The 12,639-nt window shown below is 69.2% G+C and carries 14 protein-coding genes; 10 read left to right on the top strand and 4 right to left on the bottom strand.

Going from position 1 to position 12,639, the window contains the following annotated elements; all coding sequences use genetic code 11:
• Positions 1–32: 32 nt before the first annotated feature.
• On the bottom strand, positions 33–1,610 hold the full coding sequence (locus ABD347_RS04560) for a S8 family peptidase (protein WP_344356589.1): 1,578 nt from the start codon (positions 1,608–1,610) through the stop codon (positions 33–35).
• Positions 1,611–1,801: 191 nt separating this feature from the next.
• Here ABD347_RS04560 and ABD347_RS04555 point away from each other — a divergent pair, with 191 nt between their 5' ends.
• Positions 1,802–2,905: a threonine synthase gene (locus ABD347_RS04555; RefSeq protein WP_344356586.1), complete on the top strand. Its 1,104-nt coding sequence runs from the start codon at positions 1,802–1,804 to the stop codon at positions 2,903–2,905.
• Positions 2,906–2,988: 83 nt separating this feature from the next.
• Positions 2,989–3,237, top strand: coding sequence for an SCO4226 family nickel-binding protein (locus ABD347_RS04550; RefSeq protein ID WP_344356583.1), 249 nt, complete (start codon positions 2,989–2,991; stop codon positions 3,235–3,237).
• A gap of 204 nt (positions 3,238–3,441) precedes the next feature.
• Here ABD347_RS04550 and ABD347_RS04545 read toward each other — a convergent pair whose 3' ends face one another.
• Positions 3,442–3,801, bottom strand: a complete 360-nt coding sequence (locus ABD347_RS04545) for a PIN domain nuclease (protein ID WP_344356581.1) — start codon at positions 3,799–3,801, stop codon at positions 3,442–3,444.
• Between the two features lie 621 nt (positions 3,802–4,422).
• Here ABD347_RS04545 and ABD347_RS04540 point away from each other — a divergent pair.
• From ABD347_RS04540 to ABD347_RS04525, 4 genes are all read left to right on the top strand, one after another.
• Positions 4,423–5,676 (top strand): helix-turn-helix domain-containing protein, encoded by a 1,254-nt coding sequence (locus ABD347_RS04540; protein WP_344356579.1) that lies wholly within the window; start codon positions 4,423–4,425, stop codon positions 5,674–5,676.
• 307 nt (positions 5,677–5,983) lie between these two features.
• Positions 5,984–6,778, top strand: coding sequence for a toll/interleukin-1 receptor domain-containing protein (locus tag ABD347_RS04535; RefSeq protein WP_344356577.1), 795 nt, complete (start codon positions 5,984–5,986; stop codon positions 6,776–6,778).
• Complete coding sequence (locus ABD347_RS04530; protein WP_344356576.1) at positions 6,775–8,775, top strand: hypothetical protein; 2,001 nt, start codon at positions 6,775–6,777, stop codon at positions 8,773–8,775. The genes ABD347_RS04535 and ABD347_RS04530 overlap by 4 nt, the downstream gene beginning before the upstream one ends.
• On the top strand, positions 8,772–10,112 hold the full coding sequence (locus ABD347_RS04525) for a hypothetical protein (RefSeq protein WP_344356574.1): 1,341 nt from the start codon (positions 8,772–8,774) through the stop codon (positions 10,110–10,112). The genes ABD347_RS04530 and ABD347_RS04525 overlap by 4 nt, the downstream gene beginning before the upstream one ends.
• A 209-nt stretch (positions 10,113–10,321) precedes the next feature.
• Here ABD347_RS04525 and ABD347_RS04520 read toward each other — a convergent pair whose 3' ends face one another.
• Entirely contained in the window at positions 10,322–10,576 is a 255-nt protein-coding gene (locus ABD347_RS04520; RefSeq protein WP_344356572.1) for a Txe/YoeB family addiction module toxin, read from the bottom strand.
• On the bottom strand, positions 10,573–10,857 hold the full coding sequence (locus ABD347_RS04515; RefSeq protein WP_344356571.1) for a type II toxin-antitoxin system Phd/YefM family antitoxin: 285 nt from the start codon (positions 10,855–10,857) through the stop codon (positions 10,573–10,575). The genes ABD347_RS04520 and ABD347_RS04515 overlap by 4 nt, the downstream gene beginning before the upstream one ends.
• 225 nt (positions 10,858–11,082) lie before the next feature.
• Between ABD347_RS04515 and ABD347_RS04510 the strand changes: the two genes are divergently transcribed.
• The 4 genes from ABD347_RS04510 to ABD347_RS04495 all read left to right on the top strand — a co-directional run bounded on the left by ABD347_RS04510 (position 11,083) and on the right by ABD347_RS04495 (position 12,612).
• Positions 11,083–11,352 carry a type II toxin-antitoxin system Phd/YefM family antitoxin gene (locus tag ABD347_RS04510; protein ID WP_344356568.1) on the top strand — a complete coding sequence of 90 codons (270 nt, stop codon included), beginning with the start codon at positions 11,083–11,085 and terminating at the stop codon, positions 11,350–11,352.
• Positions 11,345–11,608: a type II toxin-antitoxin system RelE family toxin gene (locus ABD347_RS04505; protein ID WP_344356566.1), complete on the top strand. Its 264-nt coding sequence runs from the start codon at positions 11,345–11,347 to the stop codon at positions 11,606–11,608. The genes ABD347_RS04510 and ABD347_RS04505 overlap by 8 nt, the downstream gene beginning before the upstream one ends.
• Positions 11,609–11,932: 324 nt before the next feature.
• Positions 11,933–12,208 carry a hypothetical protein gene (locus tag ABD347_RS04500; protein WP_344356564.1) on the top strand — a complete coding sequence of 92 codons (276 nt, stop codon included), beginning with the start codon at positions 11,933–11,935 and terminating at the stop codon, positions 12,206–12,208.
• Positions 12,205–12,612: a PIN domain-containing protein gene (locus tag ABD347_RS04495; RefSeq protein WP_344356561.1), complete on the top strand. Its 408-nt coding sequence runs from the start codon at positions 12,205–12,207 to the stop codon at positions 12,610–12,612. Before ABD347_RS04500 ends, ABD347_RS04495 begins: the two co-directional genes overlap by 4 nt.
• The last annotated feature ends 27 nt before the right edge of the window (positions 12,613–12,639 follow it).

Genomic DNA, 12,639 nt, shown 5'->3' with positions numbered 1-12,639 from the left:
GACGACCGCCCCCCTCTTCACTCGCTCAACGCTCAGAACTGCAGGGCCCAGGAGTCGATCTTCCCGGTGTCGTAGTTCGCGTTGTCGCTCACGCGCAGCTTCCACGTTCCGTTCGCGGTCTCGGAGGAGGCGTTGACCGTGTACGTGGTGTTGATGTTGTCGGCGCTGCCGCCGGTGCCATAGCCCTTGAGCGTGTACGCGGTGCCGTCAGGAGCGACCAACTGCACCTGGAGGTCACCGATGTACGTGTGGACGATGTTCACAGGCACCTGGAGGGCCGACGGGGCGTTGCCCGCCACACCGCTGACGGTGACCGGCGACTCGACGGTGGAGTTGTCGTTGATCGCGAAGTCGGCGGTGTTCTCGAAGCGCTTGCCGGGCGGCGGCGTGGTGCCGCCGTCACCGACGTACAGCAGGCGGTTCGGGGAGCCGGTGCCCGGGTTGCTCACCACGCCGGTGGTGGCGGACGAGGTGAGCGCGGTGGCGACCTGCGCCGGGGTGGCCGTGCGGTTGTTCGCCAGGTAGAGGGCGGCCGCGCCCGCGACGTGCGGCGTGGCCATCGACGTACCGGAGATGGTGCTGGTCGCGGTGTCGCTGTTGTTCCAGGCGGAAGCGATGGAGGAGCCGGGCGCGAACAGGTCCACCAGGCTGCCGTAGTTGGAGAAGCTGGAGCGGGCGTCCGTGTTGGTGGTGGAGCCGACCGTGATGGCCTCGCCGACCCGCGCCGGCGAGGAGTTGGACGCGTCACGGCCGTCGTTGCCCGCGGCGATGGCGTAGGTGACACCGCTCGCTATGGAGTTGCGTACGGCGGTGTCGAGGGCGGAGTCGACGCCGCCGCCCAGGCTCATGTTGGCCACGGCCGGCTTGACGGCGTTCCTGGTCACCCAGTCGATACCGGCGACGACCTGGGCGGTGGTGCCGGAGCCGGAGTTGTTCAGGACGCGGACGCCGACGATCCTGGCCTTCTTGGCCACACCGTAGGAGGACCCGGCGACGGTGCCGGCGACGTGCGTGCCGTGACCGTGGCCGTCCTGCGCCGTGTTGTCGTTGTCGATGGCGTCGTAGCCGTAGGTGGCCCGCCCGCCGAAGTCGCTGTGGGTGATGCGTACTCCGGTGTCGATGACGTACGCGGTGACGCCCTCGCCCGCAGGCTCGGGGTAGGTGTAGCTCCGGTCGAGCGGCAGGGCACGCTGGTCGATCCGGTCCAGGCCCCAGGACGGCGGGGACGGCTGCGTGCCGTTGATCGTGAAGACGCGGTTCTGCACGACCGAGTCGACGGCCGGGTCGGCGGCGAGCTTCTTGGCCTGGGCCTCGGAGAGTTCGACGGCGTAGCCGTTCAGGGCGGAGGTGTACGTCCTCTGGATCTTCGCGCCGTAGCGGGCGGCGACGGCCTTGCCCGCCTTCGACTCCGCGTCGGCGGCCGACTCGTCGAGGGTGACGATGTAGCTGCCCGCGACGGCGCCGGGGGCTCCGGCGTTCTCGATCACACCTTCCGGGGCGGCCGCGGCCGCGGTGGCCGGGAGGGCGGAGAGGGTGCCGAGCGCGAGGGCGGCGACGACGGTGGCGCCGGCTGCGGCCAGTCTTCGCCGCGGGGTACGCATCACTGACATGTGAGGGGTCCTCCTCATTGGTGGTGCGCTACTGTGGGGGTTTTAGCAGGTGCATGACAAACAGCGCCGCTGGGTACGCGGCGTTGCCGGAATTCGCCTGCCGAGCGAAAGATTGACCGATCCATAGGAATCCCACAAGGGTTCTGACGCGCCGGTAACAGCCCCGCCGCACAAATGACATGCTGGCCTTCATGACCATGTCGGCGAGCTACCTGTGCCCCCGATGCGGTGCGCGATCATCCGTATCGGCGCTGACCTGGCGCTGCCGCGAATGCCAGGGCCCCTGGGACCTGGATTACCGAGCCGCGCCCGTGTCCCTGGCGTCGCTCTCCGGCCGGACCGGTTCGCTGTGGCGCTACGAGGAGGCGCTGCCGCTCTCCGATCCCCACTGCTCCCTCGGTGAGGGCCGCACTCCGCTCGTCCGGCTCACCGACACGGTTTCGGCCAAACTCGACTTCCTGATGCCGACCCTGTCGTTCAAGGACCGCGGCGCCGTGATGCTCGCGGAACTCGCCCGCCGCCTCGCCCCACGCCGCGTGATCGCCGACAGCAGCGGCAACGCGGGCACCGCCATGGCGGCGTACTGCGCCCGCGCGGGGCTGGACTGCGCGGTGTACGTCCCCGAGGGCACCTCCCCGAAGAAGCTGGAGCAGATCCGCGCGCACGGGGCGCGGCTCGTCGTCGTACCCGGGGACCGCGAGGCCGCGGCGCGGGCGGCCCGCGAGGCGGCCGGCGAACCGGGCACCTTCTACGCCTCGCACGTCTTCAACCCGTACTTCCTGCACGGCACGAAGACGTACGTGTACGAGCTGTGGGAGGACCTCGGCGGGCGGCTGCCGGACACCCTGGTCGTCCCCGTGGGCAACGGCACCCTGCTCCTGGGCGCGGCCCTCGCCACCGCCGAGCTGTACGAGCACGGCCTGATCCGGTCCCGCCCCGCCCTGGTGGCCGTGCAGGCGGAGGCGGTGGCACCGCTGGCGGAGGCGTTCCGCGCGGGCGCCGACGAGCTGACCGCCTCCGCGCCGGTGCGCCCCACCCTCGCCGAGGGCATCGCCATCCCGGACCCCCCGCGGGCCCGCCAGATCCTCCGGGCGGTCCGCGAGTCGGGCGGTACCTTCCTCACCGTGACAGAGGCGCAGATCCGGACCGCGCAGCTCGACCTGGCCGCCCGCGGGCTGTTCGTCGAGTCGACGGGCGTGGCCTGCTGGGCGGCGATCAGCGCCGCACCGCGTACCGGCAGCGCGGTGGTCCCCCTGTGCGGCGCGGGCGCGAAGACGGGCCTGGCCGCCCGCTGACCGGACGCCGCGCCGCCCGGCTCCCGCGGGTGCAGCATGGAAGAGGGGCCGAGAACGAACAGCAGGCCGGAGGTGCGGAAGCCATGGGCACGTACATGGACGTCCACCACGGGATGAAGGGCATCACGTCCCAGCAGCTGAACCAGGCCCACCAGGCGGACCTGGCCATAGAGAAGGAAGAAGGGGTGCACTTCGAGCACGCCTGGGCCGACCCTGAGTCGGGCACGGTGTACTGCCTGTCCACCGGCCCCTCGCCCGAAGCGGTGCAGCGCGTCCACGAACGCACGGGCCACGCCGCCGACGAGATCCACGAGGTCACCCTCTCCGTGTGACGCACGGAGCGTGCCCCCACGACGGCGGGCCGGAGCGGCGACAACGTCGACGCCAAGGACGCTACCCGGCGTCCGCGGACGCCGGCAGACGGGTGCTCGAAGCTCCGGCTCCGGCTCCGGCTCCGGCTCCGGCTCCGGCTCCGGCCGAGCGGATCCCGACTTCACTTGCCGTGGCATACCTGGCACGGCATCCGTCTCCCCGGCTCAGTCGGCGGTGCCGGGCTCCACGACCCACTCGGCTTGCAGCCCGCCGACCGAAGCGATCATGTCGAAGTCGCCGTCGTATTGCAGGACCGTGGCCCGATGCCGCTCGGCAGTCGCCGCGATGAGGACGTCGGCCAGCGACAGCGCCCGATGAAAGCCGGCGCTCAGGGCCAGGACCTGGATCTCCGGCGCCCGATCGAACTCTTCGTCATCGCAGGGCAGGCCGTCGAACCCACGGAGCAGGGTGCGCAGCCGCAGCGCCTCGGGCCTTCCGCGCGCCGAGTACAGAACCTCGTACTCGGTCGGGGCGCACACCGCCAGCAGCCCATCGCGGTCCAGCGCATCCAGCCGCGCCCACACTGCCGGTTACCCCGGCGAGGCCCCGCCTTCGCGCGACATCGCAACCCAAGGTGCCCCCAGGGCCCTCGATCGAGATGGGGAAGACGGCCAGGAAATCGGACACCGATCAGCCCTTACGGCTACCGGGCGCGGCAGACGGCGCTCCCCGCGACATCCCAACGCAACCCCAGCACGGTACGGATAACCACCGGATGAGGACAGGTGACGAGGCGTCAGCCATCCGAGCACGACCGTACCGACCTACACCCGGAGAGGTGACCGATGCCGTTCCGGCACCCGAGGAGACCGACTACGACTACGCAATCGAGCGCTGCGACTTCGTGAACGGCCGGGCCCGCTCGTGATCCTGTCATTCTCGACCATTTCGTCCCGATCATGGACGATCCCGGCCACACCGAGGGGTGGGCAGGGAACAACGGAGAACGAAAGAGGCAACGGGCAACACCAGCGAACCCCGATTCTCCAGACGCGCGTCGTGCCAGACTCACTTTAAGACGCGAAGCGAAACGACGTCGTTACAGCGGGTGTTCACCGTCCGGCTTTGCGTCGACCTGACCGTCGGACGACGGCTCTCGTGAGGGCGGACGGCTCTCGTGGTCGCTATCCAAGGGGAGGTTGATTATGAGCACGACTTTAGGTTTCGGCCCGGAACTTCGCCGTTTACGAGTGGAAGCGGGGCTGACGCTGACCGAGTTTTCCGTGGCGCTCAATTACGACAAGGGACACCTCAGCAAGGTCGAGCGCGGGGAGCGTTCCGCGTCCCCCGAACTGGCCCGGCGGTGCGACGCCTTCCTCGGCGCGGACGGCGAGCTGCAGCGCCTGGTCACCCGCCCCGAAGCGGACTCGGATTCGAGCACCGCCGAAGCTTCCGCCGGCCCGAGCCGCTGGCTCGTCGGGCGCCGGGCGGTCCTCTCGGCGGGTACGGGAGCACTGATCGACCTCGGCCTCAAACTCGGCGGTCAGGCGTTGTCCTCCGCCGACGAACCCCTCCTGGCCTCCTACCGCATGCAGTTCGACCAGCTGCGGAAGCTCGGTCAGTCCACCGCTCCCAAGATCCTGCTGCCCCTGCTGGAGACGCAGACCCGTGTGATCGCCGGTCTGGCCTCCGACGCCCGGTCCGCTTCCCGGGCCGCCGCGCTCCTCCTCGCCTCGCGGTTCGCGGAGTTCACCGGCTGGATGGCCCAGGAGGCCGGGGACAGCGACGCGGCACTCGGCTGGACGGGCGAGGCCGCCGAACTGGCGCACGCCGGGGGTGACCCGTACCTCCGTTCCTACGCACTGGTACGTCGCGCCCTGGTCACGATGTACGGCGGGGACGCCACTGGCACCATCGCCCTGGCCCGCCGCGCCCAGGGCAGCGAGCTCCCGCCGCGCATCCGGGGACTCGCGGCCCAACGGGAGGCCCAGGGGCACGCACTTGCCGGCAACGAAGTCGATTGCCTCCGCAGCCTCGACAGAGCGCGGGAACTACTCGCCGACGATGGCGCCCGCAACGGCGCCGAGCCCGTGATCGGCACCTCCCACGTAAGCGATCCGGCGGCGATGTCGACCGGTTGGTGCCTGCACGACCTCGGGCGCCCCAAGGCCGCCGCCGAGGTACTCGATCGGGAGTACCGCCGCCTCCCGCCTCACGCGCTGCGTACCCGCGCCCGGTACGGCTTCCGCAGGTCCCTGGCCCATGCCGCCTCCGGGGAGGTCGAGCACGCGTGCGCGATCGCCGGGGATCTCCTGGGAGTGATGCCGGCCGTACCCTCGGCGACAGTGAACAGTGACGTCCGGCGTCTCGCACGAGAACTGTCCCGGTTTCGGAGCAGCCGCGCCGTGCGTGACCTGCAGCCCGCGCTGGCACGCACACTCGCCCCCGCGCACGGCTGACAGCCGCCCCACGACCGACACGGACTCGAGCCGCCCGGACCACCCGGTCTTTCCGGCCTTCCGGCCTTCCACATCCCACGATCCCCGGCGGGCTCTCTGATCTCCGCCCGACGCGTCGCATCGCGCCCCCGGCTTTTTCGGGTTTGTACGCGGCCGGTGGCGCACAGGCGGTGCCCCTTCATCCCATGCCCTCCCGTGGACGCGCCATGCCGTCACACGGTCGGTACCTCATGGCTCGGGTGAACCGGGACCCCGCTCCACAGCGCCGTGCCCGTTCACCCGTCTTTCTCCCACGAAGGGAACCTTCATGCCCGACGTCTTCGTCAACTACCGGACAGGCGACGAGGAATCCGCCGCGACCATGATCGCTCGGGACCTCGCCCGGAGGTTCGGCAACGAGCGGATCTTCTTCGCCAGCAACTCGATCGAGCCCGGACGCCGTTTCCCGGTGGAACTGATCAGGGCCGTAGAGGGGTGCCAAGCCCTCCTCGTAGTGATCGGCCCGCGCTGGGCGGAGGTGCGGGGGCCCGACGGCCGCCCCGCCCTGGAAGCCGAGCAGGACTGGACCCGTCGCGAGATCCAGACCGCGCTCGACCGCGGGATCCTGGTGATCCCCGTGCTCGTCGGAAAGGCCACGCGGATCGACCGGACCGTCCTTCCGGACGATTTGCTGGAGCTCGCGGACTGCCAGTACAGGCGGTTCGACCACCGCAACGCCGAGTCGGACCTGACGGCGCTCGGGGACACCCTCGCCCGGCTGCTGCCCGGCCTGGGAGAGGAGGACCGCGACGCCAGTGCGGCGCGGGAGCGGACGGAGGCGAAGTCCCGCGAGAAGTCGGCCCGGGACTCCGGGCACACCAGGATGCGGACGCGTGACGTCGAACAGCGCGTGCGCGGCGGCATCGGTAACCTCAACGGAGACCTGTCCGGCACCTTCGTCAACGAGCCGCAGGGTCCCGTGAACACCGGCCGGGGCCACCAGTACAACGCGCCTCACTTCGAGGGCGACAACACCGGGGTCCAGTTCACGGCTGGCGACAACAGCGGTACGGTCCACCAGCGCTTCGAGCGCGAGCGCCGGCGCTCGGACGACGGGCGATGACCGGGCAGGACCGCGTCACCGTCAACGATCCGCGCGCCCCGGTGAACAACGGCGAGGGGCACCAGTACGTCTTCTACGGCGCCGGCACGGACTGGACGATTCGCAAAGGGGTCGAGTACCTCCGGATCGCCCGCGAGGACCGGGTGCGCCTGGCCGACCGGTTCGTTCCCCCCAGGGGCTACCGCATTGCGGTCGACCACTTGGAGAAACCGGGATCGGTGGTGCTGTTGGAGGGACCGCCCGGCAGTGGCCGCCGAGCGGCGGCGATCATGCTGCTGCACGGGTTCGGTGAGGACGGGAGCGCCGACGAGGAGAGGGCTCGGGTCGAGGAGCTTCCCGCCACGGCCAAGGACGAGGACAGGAACGAGAAGCCACTCGCCCCCGGTGAGGGGGACCGCTTCCTTCTCGACCTCTCCGGGATCACCGATGAAGAGGAGTACACCAAGGCCCAGCGCCGTCTGGCCGTACACCGGTCAAAGGTCCAGGAGGCGGGGGCCCACATGGTCGTCGTCCTGCCGTCGGTCATGGAGCACGCCCATGCACCAGACTTCGAACCGCACATGGTGAAGCTGGAGCGCCCCCGGGGCATCGCCGTCGTCACCCGGTACCTCCGCATGGACCGGATGGCCTTCCACCCTACGGACCTGGGGAGCGCCGACCTCCAGCGCCTGTGTGACCGCTCCCCCATGCGGGAACTGGCGCGGCTCGCGGGGCTGGTGAAGGCCGCCCGCGACAGCGGCCGGTTCGGCACCGACTTCTCGGGATGGCTCGACCAGGCGCTACACGCGGTGACCGACCGTGCCGGTGAGGTGGGTCGGCAGATGATCGCAGTCCGCACCGTGCCCGAGCGGGCCTTGCTGCTCGCGGCGGCAGTGTTCGAGGGGGCTCGCGCCGACACCGTCTATGAGGCATGGCAAAGCTTGATGAAGAAGGTGGGGCACAAGGAGGAGGTGACCTCCGAGTTCGCGCGGACGGACTTCGGAGAGCGGTTGCAAGGGCTGGGGATCGAGCGGGCCCCGGACGGACGGCTCCGCTTCGAGCGGCTGGCCTACGCCGACGCGGTACGGACGTACTTCTGGGCGAACTTCCCCGGGGTACGCGACGACCTCAGGGACTGGATCGACTGTGCCGCCGGGCTGGACGGCCTGACCACCGCCGACCAGGTGGACGTCGTCGTCCGCTTCGGCGAGCGGTCTCTGGCTGTTGGGCGGCCGGACCACCTCTTCGACCTCGCGGCGCGCTGGGCGAACCGCGCGGCCAAGGCGTCCGGCGATCCGCGAGCCGTGACGGCCCTCGAACTCGGTCTCAGCCACGAGAACCTCGGGGGATGGTTCCGCAGGCGGATGTACGAGTGCGTCGCGAGGCCCGGCTCCTTGCCGGACGGCCTGGCCCGTGTCATCACGACCGCCTGTCGCCAGAGCATCGGCGCGACGCACCCGGATCAAGCGATGGTGCGACTCCACCACCTCGCCGTACGGAGGGGGGAGGCAGCGCACGGGGCCCGGGAAGCGCTTCTCGACCTCGCCAGCCGCGACCGTCGGCTCTACCGGCTGCTGATCGACCGCCTGCGGGACCGGACGCGTCGGGGGCCACCCGGGGGAGATCTCCATCTCCGCCTGCTCACAGAGCTGTTGAGGAGCGACCGAGCACCGTACCCGCCCCGCTGGTCGGACCTGTTCCTGGGCTGGAAGACGGTGTTCTCCCAACCGCCGACGGATCTCTGGAACCCGCTGGTGAGCAGTTGGCTGGACACCGTGGCGGACGACCGTACGCAGGAGATGGCGCTGGACGTGATGGTCGGGGCGACGCACGGCCGCACGGCCGCTCTCCACCGCCTCTACGTCATCGCCTGCGACTGGGCACGGCCCGCGCGCCACCCGTCCCGGGCAGCCGTCGCCACCCTCTTCTGGCAGCACATCGACCACGCGCAGTACGCCCGCACGGAGAGTACGGAGCGTGCGGGCGCCGAACCACGGACCACGGAAGAGGAACGATGAAACACCGTTCTCCCAGCCTGCTGTTCGTCGCTCTCTGCGGCCTCGCACCGGTTGTGCTCGGAAGCTTTCTGCACTGGTCGGCGTGGTTGTGGGGCTTCATGTCCATGGTCACGGCCTCCGGCTCCCTCCTGCTCGTGATGACGGTCCTCAGCGGTGGCCGCGCGTCGGCCGACCCGGACGAGCCCGGGGAACCCGAGCCGCCCGCGGCACCGACGGAGCAGCCGTACCAGGAGACACGGGTGATCGACGCGGCGTTGCCGAGCGCGACGGACGGCTACGACTTCCTCTTCTCCGCCACCGTGTGGTGGAAGCCGGTCCCCGACCACGCCGGCCGGTCCGACAGCGCCTCCCCGGCCCTCGCCGCGTCCTCGGTCGTCAGCCGGGCCCTGGCGGTCGTCCGCCACGAGGAACCCGACCGGGCGAGCTTCGCGCGGTACCTCCTGGAGGGGCAGCTGGGCATCTTGCTCCCGGACCTGAGCGGAAGGGTGAAGGCTATGGCGGCCGATGTGACGCTGACCCTCGCCCCCGCCGACCGCGAACGCCTGCGAAAGCTGAACGACCTTCGCAAGGACGAGGAGATCTGGGAGTACGAGCGACAGCACGAGCGCAACAAGCGGCGCTACCTCGGTGACGACGTGCTCAAGAGCGCGGGCAGCGCGGTGGTGTGGTGGCTCGCCCGCCACGAGAACGAGATCGAGAAGGCGGTCGACATGATCGGCCCGCTCGCCCGGGTCGCGGCGGCGGCCAACGACGAGGAGGTGCCCGAGCTCTTCCGCCACCTGCTCGTCCCACCCGTGGGCGCGCGGGACGAAGCGACTGTCGGGGGCCCGCTGTGGGGCGGGGACGGCCACGGAGGAGGGGTGTTCGACCGCGAGGAGGAAGTAGGGGTCTCGGATCGACTGCGCCTGTTGCTGACGGAAGCGGGCCTGAAGCCGGACATGGACGGGCACACGGTGCTCGCACACCGCGTGATGCGGTTCTTGAAATCGGAAGGGCTGGACGAGGCCGCCGACGAGATCAGGCGGGTCTTTGGCCTGGCCCCCGACGAGGGCCCGGAGGATGAGCCTTCGGGCGAGGGGAACACCACGGGTGCCTGGTCGCCCCGTCCCCCGGCCCCGGGAGGCCCGCCGTTCACCGATACGGACGTGGACCCGGGTGCGAGCACGTTCACGCCGAGGACGGCGGAGAGCAGCGCAAACGAATGGGACCGGGGCCAGGACAGGTGGGAGACGAGCGAGGACGGCACGCAGTCTCCCCACTTCTGGGACTCTTCACACAGCCCGCGCCGGCCCGCCGAACCCCGCTCATGGGACGAGGACGACCAGAACGGAATCTAATCCGGTAAACGGTCGGCTCTACGAGGCTCCCCTTCGCCGCACACCGCGACAGGGGGGCCTTTTGCTGCCCTGGGACTCGGGCAAGACCATTCCCTGGTCCGCCCGCCCCCGCTCGCCAGTCCTCGCAGCCATGAGAAACGGAGAATCGAAAATGAGCCCTTAGGGCAGATCGCGATATCGCGCAAAGAGCCAGACCGATCGCTCACCGATCAGTAGTGGTACCGGGCGGCGAGGATGACAATCTCCTTGTCCGTCACCAGGTAGACGAGGCGGTGCTCGTCATCGATCCGTCGCGACCAGGCCCCCGGCAAGTGGTACTTAAGCGGCTCAGGCTTGCCGATTCCCGAAAAGGGATCACGCCTGACGTCCTCGATAAGTTTGTTGATACGAGCGAGCATCTTGCGGTCGTGCTTGAGCCAGGACGTATAGTCCTCCCAGCCTTGGCCCTCGAAGACGAGCCTCATCCGGCACCCTCATGTGCCGCATCCGGCGAGTCGGGGTCGATCAGCTCCCGCTCGGACACGTTGATGTTGGTCAGAGCGTTCTCGTACGCCTTGAGCAACCGGCGAGCGTTCGCTGGAGAGCGCAGGAGGTAGGAGCCTTCACGTAGCGCCGCATAGTCCTCGGCCGAGACGAGCACCGCATTACCGTGCTTGGAGACGATCTCGATGGCCTCGTGGTTGTCGTTGACCTTCTTGATCAGCGGAAAGAGCGCCTTGCGGGCTTCGCTCGCAGTTATGGACATGACCTGCCCTTCCCAGTAGCGGTACTGGATAACGTACCACTATCAGCACTCCCGGGCGGAGCGGCCACCTGTCGAAAGATTCAGGGGTCCGGCGGTTCTTCGGGAAATCTCAGCACCAATCCAGCACGGTGCGCGCACAACCAGCGCAACCAGCGTGAGCGACAGAGCGCCACAGAGGCGCCGTGGACGTTGTGTACACATGCGACACTCGGTACCCTTGGGCTCATGACACAGCCGCTGCCCATAGAGTCCATCCGCGACGTGCGCGCCCACCTGGCCGAGGTCGTGGAGCGCGCGGACCGCGACGACGTACCCACGGTCATCACGCGCCGAGGCAAGGAAGTCGCCGCAGTGGTGTCCATCGAGGTGCTGCGCAAGTACCAGGAATGGGAAGAGCGCGAGATCAACCGGATCATCGACAAGCGCATGGCCAACCCGGCGCCCGGCATCCCGATCGAGGACATCATGAGGGAGACGCTGGCACGCGGTGAGTGAGTACCGCACCGCCTTCCGACCCGAAGCCCAGGCGGAGCTACGCAAGATCCCCCGCGACATGGCGCTCCGCATCCTGGCCAAGCTGACCGAGCTGGAGAGCGACCCCCTCGGTTTCAACACCACCGCTCTGGTGTCCCAGCCCGAGCGTCGCCGGCTGCGAGTCGGCGACTACCGCGTCGTCTACACGATCGACAACGGAGAACTGGTGGTCTGGGTCATTCACGTCGGACATCGCTCCACCGTTTACGGCACCTGACTCCAACTGACTCAGCGCCAGGTTCCCCAGCACCCATCCGGCACGGTGACGACGTGACGTAGGCGTCGACCTCCTCGGAGGTCGCCCCCTACCGTCTGCGCACTTGACGAGTCACCTAGCGCATGGCAACGATCCGCTCACACGTTGAAGCGGAACTCCCCCACAACCGGCCTGACCTGCGGTTCTGTGGGCGCACCCCAGCACCATCCCAGCACGGGATTCTCGACACAGCACAAGAAGATCCAGAGCGCCAACACTATGCGTCAAGCATGCAAGCCGCACAGAACCTCGGCGCTGTAATAATTTCTGTACTAGATTGATCCCATGAAGTCACCCCGCCCCGGCGGCACGGAGAACATCTCCGTCTCGATGCCCTCGGAGCTCCTCGGTGCTCTGCGCACACGTACCGGCAAGCGCGGCGTGTCCGCGTACGTAACGGCGGCGGTACGGCATCAGCTGGCCATGGACGGCCTCGCCGAGATCGTGGCCGCCTACGAAGACGAGCACGAGCCGTTGAGCGAGGCCGAAGTGCAGGCCGCGCAGAGCGAATTGTTCGGTGACGCACCAGCGCCCTACGCGTCGAACGACAGCGCCGCGTGAAGGAACCCGCGGTCAGGTCCCTGGTGCTCGACTCCCAGGCACTGTCGCTGCTGCTGCGTAACGACCGCCAGATGATCATCCGGATCGAGGCTGCTCGGCGCGTGGGCGTGCCCGTCCTCGTGTCGGCCCTGACGGTGGTGGAGGCCGACTACGGGAAGACGGATACCGCCCGGCTGCGCTGGCTCCTCTCCCGCCTTCAGGTCCAAGACGTCACCCAGGCGGACAGCCTCACCTCGGTGCAACTGCTGAGCGACGCCGGCGGCCTACATGGCCACAAGTACGCCATTGATGCCCTCGTCACCGCGATGGCGCTTCGCTCCCCGGCACCCGTCCTCGTACTGACCTCGGATCGCGACGACTGGTCGAAATTGTGCGGTGATCGCGTACGGATCAAAGACGTCTGACATCTGCCGGCATCAGGGGGACAGCAG

It is taken from the genome of Streptomyces gobitricini (assembly GCF_039532985.1).
Lineage (GTDB): Bacteria > Actinomycetota > Actinomycetes > Streptomycetales > Streptomycetaceae > Streptomyces > Streptomyces gobitricini.
Note: the sequence above shows the minus strand (reverse complement) of the source record. Positions and strands in the feature narration are given on the sequence as shown.